Origin of the sequence: Ascidiaceihabitans sp. (assembly GCF_039986515.1) — a bacterium.
Taxonomy (GTDB): Bacteria; Pseudomonadota; Alphaproteobacteria; order Rhodobacterales; family Rhodobacteraceae; genus Ascidiaceihabitans.
The window spans coordinates 12,831-27,944 of the sequence record NZ_JBDWQO010000010.1 but is presented as its reverse complement, the minus strand read 5'-3'; the positions used below and the strand labels follow the sequence as shown (position 1 = coordinate 27,944).

At 54.7% G+C, this 15,114-nt stretch carries 13 protein-coding genes, 1 tRNA gene and 3 pseudogenes; 10 read left to right on the top strand and 7 right to left on the bottom strand.

All coding sequences use genetic code 11. The features are described 5' to 3' along the window. The 6 genes and pseudogenes from ABJL60_RS10720 to ABJL60_RS10695 all read left to right on the top strand — a co-directional run. Positions 1 to 164 (top strand): annotated as a pseudogene (locus ABJL60_RS10720) (IS3 family transposase); the annotation flags it as partial. Positions 165 to 379: 215 nt separating this feature from the next. Further along, on the top strand, positions 380 to 1,066 hold the full coding sequence (locus ABJL60_RS10715; RefSeq protein ID WP_348373947.1) for a hypothetical protein: 687 nt from the start codon (positions 380 to 382) through the stop codon (positions 1,064 to 1,066). 211 nt (positions 1,067 to 1,277) lie between these two features. Then, complete coding sequence (locus tag ABJL60_RS10710) at positions 1,278 to 2,354, top strand: DUF4123 domain-containing protein (RefSeq protein WP_348373946.1); 1,077 nt, start codon at positions 1,278 to 1,280, stop codon at positions 2,352 to 2,354. Next, complete coding sequence (locus ABJL60_RS10705; protein ID WP_348373945.1) at positions 2,351 to 3,589, top strand: putative toxin; 1,239 nt, start codon at positions 2,351 to 2,353, stop codon at positions 3,587 to 3,589. Before ABJL60_RS10710 ends, ABJL60_RS10705 begins: the two co-directional genes overlap by 4 nt. A 3-nt stretch (positions 3,590 to 3,592) precedes the next feature. Further along, the gene (locus ABJL60_RS10700) at positions 3,593 to 4,492 is read left to right on the top strand and encodes a hypothetical protein (protein ID WP_348373944.1); all 900 of its coding nucleotides are present in this window, start codon (positions 3,593 to 3,595) and stop codon (positions 4,490 to 4,492) included. 115 nt (positions 4,493 to 4,607) lie between these two features. After that, positions 4,608 to 4,724, top strand: a pseudogene (locus tag ABJL60_RS10695) (recombinase family protein); the annotation flags it as partial. A 98-nt stretch (positions 4,725 to 4,822) separates the two neighbouring features. Here the strand turns inward: ABJL60_RS10695 and ABJL60_RS10690 are convergent. Next, a pseudogene (locus ABJL60_RS10690) lies at positions 4,823 to 4,984 on the bottom strand (integrase core domain-containing protein); the annotation flags it as partial. Positions 4,985 to 5,461: 477 nt separating this feature from the next. Between ABJL60_RS10690 and ABJL60_RS10685 the strand changes: the two are divergent. Both ABJL60_RS10685 and ABJL60_RS10680 read left to right on the top strand, forming a co-directional pair. After that, positions 5,462 to 5,758 (top strand): type II toxin-antitoxin system RelE/ParE family toxin, encoded by a 297-nt coding sequence (locus ABJL60_RS10685; protein WP_348373943.1) that lies wholly within the window; start codon positions 5,462 to 5,464, stop codon positions 5,756 to 5,758. A gap of 12 nt (positions 5,759 to 5,770) precedes the next feature. Then, complete coding sequence (locus ABJL60_RS10680; RefSeq protein WP_348373942.1) at positions 5,771 to 6,061, top strand: HigA family addiction module antitoxin; 291 nt, start codon at positions 5,771 to 5,773, stop codon at positions 6,059 to 6,061. 148 nt (positions 6,062 to 6,209) lie between these two features. Here ABJL60_RS10680 and ABJL60_RS10675 read toward each other — a convergent pair whose 3' ends face one another. From ABJL60_RS10675 to ABJL60_RS10655, 5 genes are all read right to left on the bottom strand, one after another. Further along, positions 6,210 to 7,784 carry a hypothetical protein gene (locus tag ABJL60_RS10675; RefSeq protein WP_348373941.1) on the bottom strand — a complete coding sequence of 525 codons (1,575 nt, stop codon included), beginning with the start codon at positions 7,782 to 7,784 and terminating at the stop codon, positions 6,210 to 6,212. Positions 7,785 to 8,123: 339 nt separating this feature from the next. Then, positions 8,124 to 9,647 (bottom strand): relaxase/mobilization nuclease domain-containing protein, encoded by a 1,524-nt coding sequence (locus ABJL60_RS10670; protein ID WP_348373940.1) that lies wholly within the window; start codon positions 9,645 to 9,647, stop codon positions 8,124 to 8,126. Then, on the bottom strand, positions 9,641 to 10,114 hold the full coding sequence (gene mobC / locus ABJL60_RS10665) for a plasmid mobilization relaxosome protein MobC (RefSeq protein ID WP_348373939.1): 474 nt from the start codon (positions 10,112 to 10,114) through the stop codon (positions 9,641 to 9,643). The genes ABJL60_RS10670 and mobC overlap by 7 nt, the downstream gene beginning before the upstream one ends. Beyond that, positions 10,111 to 10,965: a hypothetical protein gene (locus ABJL60_RS10660; RefSeq protein ID WP_348373938.1), complete on the bottom strand. Its 855-nt coding sequence runs from the start codon at positions 10,963 to 10,965 to the stop codon at positions 10,111 to 10,113. The genes mobC and ABJL60_RS10660 overlap by 4 nt, the downstream gene beginning before the upstream one ends. 155 nt (positions 10,966 to 11,120) lie before the next feature. Then, positions 11,121 to 11,197 (bottom strand) — tRNA-Arg (locus ABJL60_RS10655). A 110-nt stretch (positions 11,198 to 11,307) separates the two neighbouring features. Between ABJL60_RS10655 and ABJL60_RS10650 the strand changes: the two genes are divergently transcribed. Further along, positions 11,308 to 12,342, top strand: coding sequence for a LacI family DNA-binding transcriptional regulator (locus ABJL60_RS10650; protein WP_348286472.1), 1,035 nt, complete (start codon positions 11,308 to 11,310; stop codon positions 12,340 to 12,342). Further along, a complete protein-coding gene (locus ABJL60_RS10645) occupies positions 12,339 to 13,556 on the top strand; it encodes a crosslink repair DNA glycosylase YcaQ family protein (protein ID WP_348373937.1) in 1,218 nt (405 codons plus the stop codon). Before ABJL60_RS10650 ends, ABJL60_RS10645 begins: the two co-directional genes overlap by 4 nt. Here ABJL60_RS10645 and ABJL60_RS10640 read toward each other — a convergent pair. Beyond that, positions 13,518 to 15,068, bottom strand: coding sequence for a malonyl-CoA synthase (locus tag ABJL60_RS10640; RefSeq protein WP_348373936.1), 1,551 nt, complete (start codon positions 15,066 to 15,068; stop codon positions 13,518 to 13,520). The genes ABJL60_RS10645 and ABJL60_RS10640 overlap by 39 nt on opposite strands. Between the last annotated feature and the right edge of the window lie 46 nt (positions 15,069 to 15,114).

Here is a 15,114-nt window from a genome sequence, read left to right as displayed (position 1 = left end):
TCGTCGATCACTACAACCATCAGCGATACCACGAGAGCATCAACAACGTCACACCCGCCGACGTCTACTTCGGTAGGGACAAAGCCATTCTAAAGCAAAGGGAAAGGATCAAACGAAAGACACTCGAAGCGCGACGCTTGCTTCACCGCCAGCACGCTGCATAATCAAAACAACCAGATGAGCCAAACTCTCTCTTAGTTTAGGACGCAATTGGCCCCAAGAACCCTGACGACGGACAGTTGAAGTAGCAGCTTGATCTAAGAGAACACTCAGCTCAACATAAGATGCACGGCGGGAGGCCTTGGAACAGCCAAGGTCACGTCCACGATCTAAGGATAGTCCTCACCTTTCTTCACATTTCACTTTACGGCCAGAAACCTTGCGTGAAGGGGTCGCGGGCTTTCTTGACTTGGCAAGCCGTCTTATCGGCACCAATAGATTTGTCGAGCAATGGCGGCACGTGCGAACTCCTGCTGAGCAAGAGGCCAATACAGGTTTGGATATTATCGCACAGCCCGAAGAGTTCTATAGATTTCTCCGCAGCACGGGTGACGATGACACCTTCTTTACCATAGAGACAACTGCTGAAAGCGCAGCCATTCCCAAACCGGACCCACGATATTACACCGCCAGTCTGGGTTACAGCGGTGGAACGACACGCTTCATGAACAATCAGTTGAGTTTTTTAGGTAGAAATTATGTTGATCCCCCTGAACATACCCTGACGTTACAGGAGTGGATCAATGTCATCACCCAGATTGTTGCATGGCGCACGCCGCTCTTTGTGGCGGTCGGATCACGTAACTATCCCATTTACGATGCCGTCTTCGACCACCGCGCATGGCCCGGTTGGATGGCGTGGTTTCCTACCCGCATCGACCCGCAAAGCCTGCCCGGCTATGCCCTGACGTTCAATATCGGCCCCGGCACCCTTGTCGCTACACAAGAAACCAACGTGATCACCACAGACTCGGCGCAGGTCGAACGCGCTAAAGAAGTGGAGATAGCGTTGGCGCAGATGGGTGTTCTTCCAACGCGCGATGAACTTTTGGGCCGCGGTCTTTAGATTTCCCTCAAGGTTCCAGCAGTCACGTCATATGTGACCGTTCCGCTCTGCCGTACGTTTCAAGAACGATGGTTTTTGGGAGATTGGCTCATCTGATTATACTATGTATATCAAATAAGTAATGTAGAGGCACGACTCTGGGTTGTAGAACGCCCTACATAAGATAACTTTAAAACAATTGAATTATATAACGTTCCATAGGTGGCAGGCTTTGAGTGCAGACGACATTGAAGATTACTGGACCAATACCACTTTAACCTCCGGTGTTGCTGATACATCAGGCGGTTTATCGCAATATCTGGATGTAGCGGTCCACGATCTGCCAAACTCTAATGAAGATGAGCGCTGGATAACGCCAGAATTGAAAGGCGTTTTGTTCGGCCATCCGGAGACGGGGCCATCGTTGCGCACCTATCTTCTCGTGGATGCTACCCTTCGTAAAGCTGTCTCGAAGGTCTTTGATCTCGACATGCTTGATGTGGAGGTTCGGTGCCTCTTCAAGGGGAAGGCTGCTGAAGACTGGAAGGAAAGCGCCCCATATCTGATCGACATGACCTTGCTAGACGCAGCATGTGATGATCCATCACAGGTTCCTGCGTTTCAACGCAAATTCGTCGCGGATCACTGGGGCCATTCCACCGGAATTATAATTCGATCATCTGCTTCGATGGAGGTCGTTTGGCGTCACTTTCGTCGCTTTACCCGTGTTCAGGTGGAAGAGGACATGCGCTGGTCTCTTTTCCGCTTTTGGGACCCTCGTGTGGCCTTCCCGTATTTTATAGGCATCCGGTACTGGGAAGAGCGTGCCCGCCAGTTCTTCACGTTGCCCTCGGCGTCCGCTACCCTGTCGATGATCATTGAAAGTGGCAGCGGCGGTAGTTGCACCCAAATCGGTCCGTCTGAGGTATTTGGATCACCACAGAATACCGCGGTCCTGCCGTTCAGGCTAACGCCGGATGATATCGCCCTGCTTGAAGGCGGTGTACGGGAGAGATTCATTCGGGATGTCGCCGGACAGTCCGCTGAATTGTGGCCGCATCGGCGGCAGATATTCGAGACCGAAAGCGGCTGGCAGAATGAAATCCGGCGGCTGACGCAGGAAGCAAGCGATGCAGGTCTTCACCTCGACCGGGATATCCGTGACTACATTGGCATCACGCTGGACAAAGGAAAGCCGTTTTGGTCGCGCAAGGATGTGCAGGCGATCTGTTCCCGCCCGCATTTGAATACAGGAACCCTTCGTATGCTTGCCGTCCGCAACCAGCTTGAAACGGGTGCAATCAGATGAGCCTCCCGGAAGAAGGTAGCGAGGGCACTTCCCCTACATCGTTCCGTTCGCTGGGTGGCGGACGGTATGAGGCCATTGACTGCCCCACAGGCCGCTGTCCGCGCGTGAATGTCGCCGAGATGCCCTACGAGCGACAGGTCGATGAGACGGATGATGCCTACGGCCAGCGCCTTCGGCGCAGGGCACAGGTTGCATCGGACATCGGAAACCAGGCTGAACTGCTCGCTATCCTTACGGCGATGCAGGACGATCTGGAAATCCCGCATGCTGGCCTAACCATCCCATGCGAAACAGCAGACGAATGGCTGACGGTCGCCTTCCTGCAAGGTGTGGACCCAGACTCCTGGGAAACCGCCGAACCGGAATCGGTTGGTGACTGGGATACATGGTTCAGCACCGAACTCTACACAGACAGCCTGCGCCGCTACATAGGCGAGAAATTCCGCTATGGCTCTATGTCGGGCCTTGCGGACAACACTTTCGTCGGCCCTAACGGTCTGCTCTACAACCTACATACTGCACAGCGGGAACCGAACAACCAGCTCCGAGGCCTCTACATTGAGCTGTCCACCCATCTGGGCTATGCCGTCGCTGATGCGGGCGATCAAGTGCCTGCTCCGACACGCTTCGCCAATATCGAAACGCTTGACCCGCCGCTGTTCGGAATGCGCGGTATGCTCTGGGAGTTCGAGAGCGAGGTCGCCCCAGCCGAGGCTGATCACGGCGAGAACATTGTTCTCGCGCAGTGGGACCCGACAGGGCGTGGGATCACCGGACCGTTGAACCGACCGACTGGGCGGCCACGCACAACCGTTGGCGCACAACCGGGTGGGCCGAGAACAGGGGTCCAGCAGGGCACTGGCCGCCCGCCACGTGTGCGAGGCTCGATACCGCAGTGGCTTAAGGCCAGATTTGCAAGAGGTCGTCGAAACGAAGAACGTGTAAGGAATGAAGAAGGCCTGACTAAAAATAACGCTACATATGGTGGCCCAAGTCAAAAGACAGTTCCAGACTCTGTAACATCGACACATCTCATTGAAATAAAAGATGTTCTGGTTCTTAACTTGACAAGGCAGATTAGAAATCAGATTTCGGCAGCCAGAACCGGCAACCTATCTTATCGAATTTATACTGGAACCAATACGCACATCAGCCGCAACATCTCTCAAGAAGCGCGAAGTATGGGAGTTCAGATAGAAATTAGGCGGCTCCCATATCTTGGACGAGGAGACTAATAGATGGCCAGCCTAAAGCTTAACTTCTATATGGATGCAGATGGGAACAACCTTGAAAGCCGCCAAGAGTTCTTTCAATTTTGCAGAAGCCTACCAGCAGACTTTAAGATCACTAAGTATGGTGCATCTGAGTTGGCGCGAGAAATGAGCAACTTTAAAGGCTTTGAAGATGCTGGCTTAGCTAGGTTCGTAAACTTAGAAGATGTGGGTTATGTCTCTTTGAGAATGCCCGGATATATTATCAACTTTTTCCCCAAGTCTGCGCACGCAGAGGCATCTTTATCACTCCGCTCTTCTGCTACATCGGTCGATAAGAAGTTGATCGCTATCGACAATGCTTGGCGGATTTTTTTCCCTGATGGCAAAGCATTTTACTATTGTTACTCAGGATATGCCGCGCATGGGGCTCTTGGGTATGATCAAGACGACTCTGAGTATGTGAACCGCTTCTCCCATAGTGTGAAATATCCTACTTATCACGCGGCGACTGGTGAGTATCTGTACGATTCAGGACAAGATATGAACGCCTTGAGGTATCTTGACCTGCTTCCTGGCCTGACGTGGCGCATTGCGATGGGCGAACGTCACTTCGAAAAATACAATATCAGTCCGGAAGAAATATCCGAGGTTTGCGTGTCAACCGAAGAAACAACTGCCGCCAACGGTGACAAGCTTTGGAAATTTCAGTCCCGCGAAGATCCACTCGATTGGCGAGACAGCTATGAACGACAGTTGAAGCTGGATCGCCCCGATGTGTTCTTTGACATTGCGCCGCTCAGAGAGCGGTTTTCCGAGGCTGCCGATATCAAAGACTCAGGACGGGGTAAGGAGCTTGAAAAAATCTTTAAGATGGCCTTGATCGAACTTTACCCAGAGGCAGCAACGAAGGGCATCGTCGTCTAGTATTATTCAACAAACCCTCCTTTTTGGCACACTCGCAAACCGCCCCGATTGACGCCACCACAAACCCCGTTCAAAATCCAATCGGTTGTTGAAGGTTTTTTGGAAGGGACGCAAAGTGATCATCGGCTACGCGCGTGTCTCGACAGAGGATCAGCATCTTGATGCCCAAACCTCCGCCCTTGAAGCGATTGGCGCAGAGCGCATCTTTGCGGAAAAAATCTCTGGCACCAAGAAATGCTGCGGTTGCGCGTAGGTGGTTTATGGATGGTTTAGCGTCTTCGACATCAATCGGTAATCCCCCCATTTTTTAATTGGGCTCAGCCGTAGAATTCACGCAGCTGTTTTTAGTTTCATGGCAGGCGTCATGCCGCCAATGCCCATGTTGGGTCGCTCGTTGTTGTATGTCCAGAGCCATTCAGTCGCTTGCTCTTGTGCCTCCTCGATAGTTTCAAAGATGTATTGCCCCAGCCATTCGCCACGCACGGTGCGGTTAGGTATTGGATGCCAGCCCGCTTGCAGATGGTTTTCCAGCGTGTGTTGTACCCGGTCGAGCTGCCATAGCCAAAAACGCGCGGCTTCATGAATTTACCGGTCTTGCGGTTCTTGGGTCGCTTTGGTAGCAAGGCCAGCAGTTCGTCCATCATCTCTGGCGATACCGTGATCCAGCTCTCGGGGTGTCCCTTCTGGGCCTTCACCCTGGCCTTGTTCTCGGCGGGCCGCAGATCATGAGGCTCTAACGAAACAGCCTGATCGATCCGCGCCGCCGTCTCGAACATGAACCGGACAAGCGCCGCGTTGTGCGGATCAGCAGCGCTGCAAAAAGCCTCGATCCACTCCTTGTCCGCAGGGGTGCGCTCAACGCGACTCGGCTTGTCGCGCAATTTGTCCTGCGAAATCCCAGCGCCTGCAAGCTGGCGATCTACTCGCGCACCCAAGAAACGTATCATTACTTGACACATGTATCTTGTAGTGATACCAACTATTATGATCCTAAGCACCAAGGGCAAACTCGCGTCCAATGCCTTGAGGGGCAAGTATGGAAAAGGCTTCCCCGGTGACTTGGTGAAGCGGACGCGGGCGATGCTCACGGCGCTGGATGCTGCGGTTGTTGTGGAGGATTTACGCTTTCCGCCCGGCAACCATTTGGAAGAACTGAAAGGTGATCGGGCTGGGCAACATTCCGTGCGGATCAACGGGCAATGGCGCATCTGCTTTGTCTGGACGCCGAACGGCCCTGCCGATGTCGAGATTGTCGATTACCATTGAGAGGATACGCTGATGAGCCCGCTTGAAGAACCAATGCACCCCGGTGAAGTCCTGAAAGAGCTTTACCTTGATCCCCTGGATATGGGGACAATCGCGTTTGCGCGGCGTCTGAGTGTGCCTCGGACGCGCATTGAGAGATTGATCAAGGGCACGACAGGAATCACGCCTGACACGGCGCTGCGCCTCGCCCGCGTGTTCAACACGACCCCGGCTTACTGGGTGAACCTGCAGACGAATTACGACATGGCGCTGGCTGCAAAGGAGATCGACGTGTCAGCTATTGAGCCTCTTGTTGCCGCTTAGGAAAGGAACTTGTTTCCTTGAACGGCGTCAGATGCGCGGCGGCAGGTATTTCCGCAGCTTGGGAAGCACCGTAAGGCCGGGAAATTCTCTGCGATAATGTATGCCGTGTTGGCAAACCAAGGCAAAGACCGGAGTTCAAACTCTTGATTTATCGTTGAATAAATCGCGGCAATGAAATCGCAGTAGCTGTCGTTGCTACGGCACATCCCGCGCCAAGGAGCCCAAATAAGATTGTATAAATGAGTTGTGGGCCCAGAACTACGTCGAAAACGCCGCTGTCTATTCTTGAAAGGGCGAAGATTGCCAATCCTGGCAATAAACCAACGGAAAAAATAAAGATAATTCGAGCTAGTGGATCTGGATAGAGCGCAATCCAAGGAAATTCAACTATTCTGGGTACAGTTTCGAAGCGACGGCGAAATTGCTGAAGATGAAGTAAAAAGTACAGTTGAGCGACCACAAGAATACTCAAACCGGACGACGTCGCCAGTGCTGTTGGAAAGGAAACACCCAGTAGAGATACATCATCGCGACTTTGAAACAAAGAGCTTCCCAATAGTGCTTCGGCTTCATCTAGCGTTAGAGAAAGTGCTTCCCCCAAGTTGCCTTCTACGTCATCGAAAGCTTCGTCGAATGGCGCATCTGCGAGTTCACCCGAGTTCAACGTTAGAAAGGCGGGTAGCACAGAGATGCCTTCGCGCGAAATCACTGTTTCCAAAATGTACGCCGCTGGCGAAACGCTGGCGCTCGTAGGCTCGTCTAGATCATCAACTGTTATAACGCCAGTTTCACCAATTACATATGTACTGTTCGGCGAGAACGCATCCGATCCTAGGTGCTTTACGAGGTCAGCAAGATCGTGCGAACCTAGAAAGAAGTCTACTTCTGGCTGATCGAGTCTTTCGATAATCTGCCTTCCAGAAAACAGATAGGTTGGGCCAAGATCGTCTAAACATCTGAAAATGTTTTGATTCTTCTGGGGTGCATCAAAGTCCAGAATCATGCTGTCCGCCCAACTTGCTACACCAAGCAAACGGGATTGCGATATCTCGACAAATCCTCCGTTGTGAGCCTTGTTCCAAGCGTCCTTTAGCTCAGCTAGGGGAGTGTCGCTTAACTCAGAGTTTACATTACTGAGGCGGTACAAGCTATCAGGAACGGGATCAATAGACAGCCAAAGAAGCGCATTACCTGTGTCATGCCAGTTATCGAGTTCAATATCCGGCCGATTCTCCCAAACGTTCGCAATCTCATCAAAGGTAAGCGAACTGGGTAATTTAGGTAACTCAACGCTCCAATCAGGAGAGGACCAAAGAAGCCAGTCAATCCATGGCGCTTCATCCTCCGCCAAGCTCTCGAATTGTGGCGCTTGCAGCGTAACATTCTTTAGGTGCGCCGCACTGTCTAGCCAGCTTATATGTCGAATTCCCTCGAATTCTGGAATGCATACGTAGCGGGTTTCCGCTTCAGAAGGATCATCAATACCTACGAAATTGACAGGCGCTTGATCGGATTCACCGAAAATCGAGTATATGTCCTTCTGACCAAAAGCTGCTGCAAGCCTCCTGACATCACTCAACTCACTCAAAGCTCGATCTACGCTGGCTTCTCTGTAGGTCAGCGCCAAAACAATTAGTACAATCGATGTCGCAACGAGCGAAAAGTGGGCCATACGGGTGTGTTGAGCGGTCTCTTTGATAAATGCAGCTTGGTCGTTATCCATGTTTCAGCTTTCGTTGCGCAGATGTCCTGTCGTTTCTTGAGCTTTGGCGATAGTTCAGGCCGACTCGTTCATTCATAGCAAGTTTATACGAACAATTGGGAAATCCGACGATCAATTGGTTGCGTTTGTGGGTTGGCATCTTGTCGACGTGGGCCAACGTTTAGGTGTTTTGACTGCTACCTAATAGTCATTCTTGGGTATGTTTTTTTGAGTTTGCCAAATGAAATGCTGGCTTGTTTCCATAAACTTGTAGCGTTCGGGCATCAACAACTGTTCAGTTCTCTAATCAAGGAGGGCACCGGCCTGGCTCAAGAAACTGTTGCTTTCGATCCATGCCTCTCAATGCGTCAGCCCCCTTTCCGCATGGGCCTCCTGCGCGTCTAACGGTCCCTCAATCTCTCGGCGGCGGCTTTCGCTAAGCTCAAGCTCTGTCGCAAGTTCTCGTCCAGCGCTTTGTAGTTCGCCTCGTCGTTCAGCAATCCCTGCAAGGCCGTCATTGATGCGGCTTGTGAACGAATGAGCAAGGCCACGCAGTCTTTCAAGCCAACCAACTCCTTCTCGATCCTGCCGGTCGAGCGTGTCTCCAAAGCGCTCAATTCCTTTGCTGAGACCTCGCAGGCCGTCACCAACCGCTCGACGCAGGCGAGCAATTCGCGTTCCAAGGCTGTCAGGGGTGTCGTCATCTAATTCTCCTCGATCTTGATGCAGGTCACTGATCTGCCGCCCAGCGTGCAGGTCCTCAGGCGCGTCTTGGTCGGGTCCAGCACCAGCCACGTCCCGTCCTCCCTGTCGATCCGTGTCAGGCCCAAGTCCGTCAGTTCCGAGTTGGCCAGCAACATCGTCCAAAGCAAGCTCGCGGCCATCATCGAGACGATCCCCACCAAGAACGTCCCCGTGATCAGCCAGGGCGAGATCGTCAGCCAGCTCTTGTTCTGTCGCAGAAAGGTGCGGGTATCGGTCTCGATTGTACGATGCGCGATGGTCGCAATTTTGTTCAAATCGGTCCTGAAGCTCTCCAGCTGGGATGCCATCGAGGCGGCGTAGTCCTGCCGGATCGTGTCCAGTTCCGCGTTCAGCTTCTCGCTCAGCCGTGTCGGCTTGCCAGTCTTCATGGAAGATTTCTCCTTTCAAACGCCAGCGCTCGCCGGTGTCGGGGTCTTGAGCGGTCAGATAAGCCTTGCCGATGCGAGGCAGGTCGAAACCAGCGTCCGCAAGTGCGTCGACCATGCTGGCGCGGTCAGTGATTAAGCCAACGCTGATCTGGTCTTGCAGCCACGCGTGCAGTTCGTCACGGCCTTGGGCGCGGGTTGGGGTCTCGATGGTGTCGCGAACCTCTTGCGTGCGCTCCAGCTCCATCGGATCGGCCCAGCCGTGGCGCTGGTTCATCACGTCGCGCAAGCTATCGAAAGCGTCCTGATAGCCGGGCGGCGCGATGTTCAGGCTCCGCCCCGAGGTCAGTTCTAGGCGGGGTGTGCAGAAGTGAAGCTCGACGCGGTCTTCGTGGGTATGTCGGACCCAGAGCACGTCATATTGCGTCGGGTCCAGCCCCGCGAAGGCCAGACGCTCGAACCCGTCCATGACCTCGGCTTGCTGCTCTTCTGTCGGTGCATCCTCGGCGGCAAAACTGATCACGCCAGCGCGGTAGGTCCATTGGTGGCGGCTGGCGTCGATCAGAGCCTCGGTGCGGTCGGGATTGCCGCGCAGGACCTCCGGCAAGGGATCGCGGGTGACGGTCACCGGCCGGCCGTCGGCATCGCGGATCAGATCGCGGTTGTCGTCGTAGGCCAGCACCTTGTCCGCGACGAGGTAGCCGACCGGACCAGCACCCGCGCCCTTGCCGTTGCGAAAGAACTTGATCAGCATCGGCGCGCGGCCTCGACGATCTGGGCAAGCTGGCGTTCGATTGTCAGCAAGCGGCGCGCAACGGTCAGCGCGTCGAGGTCCACGCGGCCCGCCAGCATCGCGCGGTTCAGCCAACGAGCGATCTGGTTAAGGTTGCCGCCGATGCGCCCGACGGCCAGCACGAGCGCAGGATCAACGCGGGGGATGGGCTTGCGGCGGCGGGCCTCAGTGAGGCCCAGAGCCTCGTGCAAAAGGGTCGCAGCGGGCAGGCCAGCAGCCTCGGCCTTGGCGCGCAACTGGGCCTTTTCTGCGGCTGTGCATCGAAAGACAAACGTCTCGGTCAGCGGCTCTTTGGTGCGGGCTCTGCCCGCGCCGGTGGGGTTCGAAGGGGAGGCGTGCCGCCCCTCGCAAGGTCCCGTGTCAGCAGCGCCAGCGTATGACATGGGTCGCCTTGCTGTTTGCTCTTCTGTCGGATCGGTTGCGGTCATGCTCTGAGGCCTGCGGCTTGAATTTGGGCCTCGGTCACCAGCTTTGAAACAAGCAACGCCGTGACTTGGGTGCCCGTGATGTGCTTGCACATCGGGCTGCGATCACTGATCCAGCAAGCCAACCGCGCTTGGTGGTCAGCCGCTAAAGCCTTCGCCTTCTCTCGGTTTTCCGCTTGCCTCTCGACATAGGCCTGCCAGCGCCGCGACTGGAACCAGTTGTCGGAAAAGCAGACCTTGGAGCGGGTGAAACCGGCGCTGTCGGTCGCGTAGGCTTTGACGGCTTGCAGCAAGTCCTCCGGTGCAATTCCTTCCTTCATGGCCTCTTCGATCTGTGCAAAGCAGACCGCTTTGCACCGCAGTCGGTCGGGCGGATATGCTGCCAAGATCTTTTCAGTCACTTCTTTCGCCGCCGCCTCGCGCCTGCGCGTAGATGGTTTATGGATGGTTTTAGGATGGTTTGGGGGCCGTGGTGGCCCCGGTACCCCGGCCACAGAGGCCCCCGTACCGGGGCCAGTCTGGACGGGGGCCACTGTGGACCCCGTCTCAATCTCGGGTTCTGCGGTCGGTTCCAGCGCCTCAACCTTTGTCAGATCGATGCGGTAAACGACAGTGAAACCGTTCTTGCAGGTCCGCGCGCCAGTCTCGACGAGAATGCCTTCTTTCAGGAACTCGCGGACGGTTCGCTTTACGGTAGTCTCTCCCAGCTCCGTGTGTCGCTGGATCGTCCCCTTGGAACACCAGATGCCAGAACCATCATCGCTCGCCTTGTCAGCCAAGAACATGATGATCTGTTTGCGCGGAGCACTCCCAAACCTGCGTTCAGCGCATTCCTTTGCGACGCGCCAGCTCATCGAACGGCCTCACAAGCCGCAAAGCCCCATGGATTTTGTACAGGTTTTGTACAGGAATTTGATGATTTCAGCCGACATCGGCCTGCATCGCCGCGTAAGTTTCTGCAAGTGCCTGCACAAAGCCCTGTAAATAAGCTATATTTTATAGGTGTTTGTGGTGACCCCGATTGGATTCGAACCAATAACCTGCCCCTTAGGAGGGGGCTGCTCTATCCAGTTGAGCCACGGGGCCGTATAACGCGTTTAATGCACATCTGCGCCCGTGTCATCATTGCTTGCGTTCACTTGTCTTTGGCATGAAGTTTGCGCTACCGTTGTCCAAAGCAAACAGGACACATCCCATTGAATGACACCACAAAACGCCCGCTGACTCTTCGTGATGTTTCTGAAGCCTCTGGTGTTTCGGAAATGACAGTCAGTCGCGTTTTACGCAATCGGGGGGATGTGTCAGACGCAACACGCAAACGGGTTCTCGCGGCAGCAAAAGAATTGGGCTATGTGCCGAACCAGATTGCGGGGTCTTTGGCCAGCCAGCGGGTTAATCTTGTCGCCGTCATTATTCCATCCCTCGGCAACATGGTGTTCCCCGAGGTTTTGAACGGCATCAATCAGGTCTTTGACGACACGCCGCTACAACCCGTTGTGGGGGTCACGGATTATCTTCCCGAAAAAGAAGAACGCGTCTTATACGAAATGCTGTCGTGGCGACCATCCGGTGTCATCATGGCGGGGCTTGAACATTCCGATGCGGCGCGTGCCATGATGAAGAACGCAGGTATTCCTGTTGTGGAAATCATGGACACGGACGGGCGCGCGGTGGATTCCATGGTCGGCATCTCACACCGCCGCGCAGGCATGGAAATGGCAAAAGCCATCCTGAAACAAGGTTATGAACACATCGGTTTTTTAGGCACCAAAATGCCTTTGGATCACCGTGCCCGCAAACGGTTTGAAGGCTTGACCGAAGGGCTTGGAAAAGCCGGCGTCGAGATCGAAGCACGTGACTTTTATGAAGGCGGGTCCGCGCTGGCCAAGGGGCGCGAGATGACGCAAACCATGCTTGAAAAGAACCCCGACCTGGACTTTTTGTACTTTTCCAATGACATGATCGGCGCAGGCGGTTTGTTGTATCTTTTGGATCAAGGCATTGATGTTCCTGGACAAATTGGATTGGCGGGATTCAATGGCGTGGAACTGTTGCAAGGTCTGCCGCGTCAACTGGCGACGATGGACGCATGTCGCCTGGACATAGGTCGCCAAGCGGCGCAGATCATCATCGACCGCAACACCGACGGCGCAGACCAAGCGCCCGTACACACCACCTTGACCCCGACCATCAGCTTCGGCGACACGTTGCGGCGCGACCGACGCGTGTGACCGGGTACATCCTGAACAACCGCGCGGCGCGGCGTGTCTTTCTACACCGCCATTTACTAAGCGATACACCGCAAGGCGATGCGACTGGCGCCGCGCTACTTGATGTCATCACGCGATTGGGCTTTGTTCAATTGGACAGCATCAACACTGTGGCACGTGCCCATGATTTGATCCTGTTTTCACGCAAATCCCGATACCGCCCCAAGGCCCTGAAAACCCTGTATGAAACAGACCGCAGCCTGTTTGAACACTGGACACATGACGCCGCCGTCATTCCAATGGAATTCTACCGGCATTGGTCTATGCGCCGGGAACGGGATGCCGAGAAACTACGCAAGCAATACAAAAACTGGCGGCGAGGAGACTACGAAGCCCTGTTTCAGACTGTTCTGGATCAAATCAAAGCAGAAGGCCCTTTATCGTCATCAGATGTTGGCAAGGATGAGAAAAAAGGCAGCGGTGGCTGGTGGGACTGGCACCCATCCAAAACGGCATTGGAATACCTGTGGCGCAGCGGGGCTTTGGCGGTCACAGGCCGCGAAGGGTTTCAAAAACGCTACGATTTGACGGAACGGGTGGTGGCGCCCGATTTACGTGACCCAGTAAACGCTCCGACAGAGGCTGAAACAATTGATTGGTGCTGCAACACAGCGCTGGACCGCTTGGGCTTTGCGAGCCACACAGAGATCGCCGCGTTCTGGGCGCATGTTACTTTGGCCGAAGCGCGCAAATGGTGTGAAACAGCACTGGCCCGCGGTCAGATCATGCGGTGTTTGGTTAAGGGGGTGAAAGGCGACCTCAAGCCACAGTTTGCACGACCCAACCTGCCCGAAGATCCCGCGCTTGAGATTTCGCCCACAAAACGCCTGCGGGTTTTAAGCCCTTTTGATCCGGCATTGCGCGACCGCAAGCGGGCCGAACGCTTGTTCGGGTTCACCTACCGCATCGAGGTTTTTGTACCGGAACCCAAACGCACCTACGGCTACTATGTGTTTCCGATCCTTGAAGGTGACAGGCTGGTGGGCCGCGTCGATATGAAAGCGTTCCGCGACCGCGATGTATTACATGTCAAAGCGCTTTGGCCTGAAAACGGGGTCCGCTGGACCACGGCCCGCGCCAACGCATTTGAAGCCGAATTGCAGCGTGTGAAAAAACTTGCAGGCGTCTCTCAGGTGTCATTTGAGAACGAGTGGCTTCGGCTTGGCGGCCCCTGAGGCATCCACAAACCAGTCACCGTAGGTGTCACGCATCACATTTTTCTGCACTTTCCCCATGGTATTGCGGGGCAATTCATCGACCACAATATAATCACGCGGATGTTTGAACCGCGCTACATCCACCCCCATCATCACACGAATTGCGTCCAGATCGGGGCCTGAGCCATTGCGCACCAAAACCGCCAAAGCAGCTTCGCCCATGTCACCGTGTGGCACCGCAATGACAGCGCTTTCCAACACACCGGGCTGAGCATCAAGGATCATTTCCAGTTCCTTGGGGTAAATGTTGAAGCCCCCTGAGATAATCAAATCCTTACCGCGCCCCACAATGGTGACATACCCGTCAGCATCCATTTGCGCCAAATCCCCCGTGATGAAAAAACCGTCGTCGCGCAGTTCTTCCGTTGTCTTTTCAGGCATATTCCAATAGCCTTTGAACACATTGGGACCGCGCACTTCGATCACTCCGATTTCGCCCTGCGGCACCTCGATGCCTGTGTCGGGATCACAAATTTTCACCTCGACACCGGGCAAAGGCAGCCCGACCGTTCCGGCACGCCGCTGTCCGGTCAGCGGGTTGGACGTGTTCATGTTGGTTTCCGTCATTCCGTACCGTTCCAACACTTTATGACCGGTACGGGCTTCAAACTGGTCATGCGTATCTTTCAGCATCGGCGCGGAACCGGAGATGAACAAACGCATATGACCTGTCAGATCGCGATCAAACGCGGGGGTGTCCAACAGCCGTGTGTAAAACGTCGGCACCCCCATCATAGACGTGCATCGCGTCATCAATGAAATCATCTGACCAGCGTCAAATCTGGGCAAAAACATCATCGCGCCACCCGCTTGCAGCGTGATATTCGTGGCCACAAACAGGCCGTGGGTGTGAAAAATCGGCAAGGCATGCAACAGCACATCACTGTGCGTGAACCCCCACGCATCGGTCAGTGTTTGCGCATTGGACAAAAGGTTGTTCTGCGTCAGCATTGCCCCTTTGGACCGCCCCGTTGTGCCGGATGTATACAGGAATGCGGCCAAATCATCACCGCTGCGATCCGTGGCCGTCAGCTGAGGGGCGTGATCTCTGGCCTGCTCTGCAAATGTGCCATCTGCATCCACACCCAGTGTCGCCAATTGTGCGCCTGCTGCCTCAGCAACAGGCCATAACCCGTCTTCCTTGGAGGGGTCGCAAACAATCAGTTTCGCGCCGCTGTCTTGCAAAAAATAAGACACTTCAGCCGGAGCGTATGCAGTGTTCAAAGGCAAGAAAATCACCCCCGAAATGACACAAGCAGCATAAATGGCTAAAGCATCCGGCGACTTTTCAATCTGAACGGCCAAACGATCACCGGGTGCAAGCTCTGCCGCCCGCAAGACGGCCGCAAACCGCCCTGCCCGCGTCAGGAAATCCCCGTAACTCAGTCGCCCGCCGCCGGGCAAAAACAAAAACGGGGCCGCAGACCCGATATGAGGCTGAAACAATTGATCAAATAGAGGGTTGGCCATGGGAAACTCTTATGTTCGAAACGGTCTTCACAACACAGCATAGCCC

Coding starts and splice junctions, on each gene's coding strand:
- ABJL60_RS10705 (WP_348373945.1), top strand. CDS start 2,351: ATGAGCCTCCCGGAAGAAGGTAGCGAGGGCACTTCCCCTACATCGTTC.
- ABJL60_RS10700 (WP_348373944.1), top strand. CDS start 3,593: ATGGCCAGCCTAAAGCTTAACTTCTATATGGATGCAGATGGGAACAAC.
- ABJL60_RS10680 (WP_348373942.1), top strand. CDS start 5,771: ATGAGCCCGCTTGAAGAACCAATGCACCCCGGTGAAGTCCTGAAAGAG.
- ABJL60_RS10675 (WP_348373941.1), bottom strand. CDS start 7,784: ATGGATAACGACCAAGCTGCATTTATCAAAGAGACCGCTCAACACACC.
- ABJL60_RS10670 (WP_348373940.1), bottom strand. CDS start 9,647: ATGCTGATCAAGTTCTTTCGCAACGGCAAGGGCGCGGGTGCTGGTCCG.
- mobC (WP_348373939.1), bottom strand. CDS start 10,114: ATGACCGCAACCGATCCGACAGAAGAGCAAACAGCAAGGCGACCCATG.
- ABJL60_RS10660 (WP_348373938.1), bottom strand. CDS start 10,965: ATGAGCTGGCGCGTCGCAAAGGAATGCGCTGAACGCAGGTTTGGGAGT.
- ABJL60_RS10640 (WP_348373936.1), bottom strand. CDS start 15,068: ATGGCCAACCCTCTATTTGATCAATTGTTTCAGCCTCATATCGGGTCT.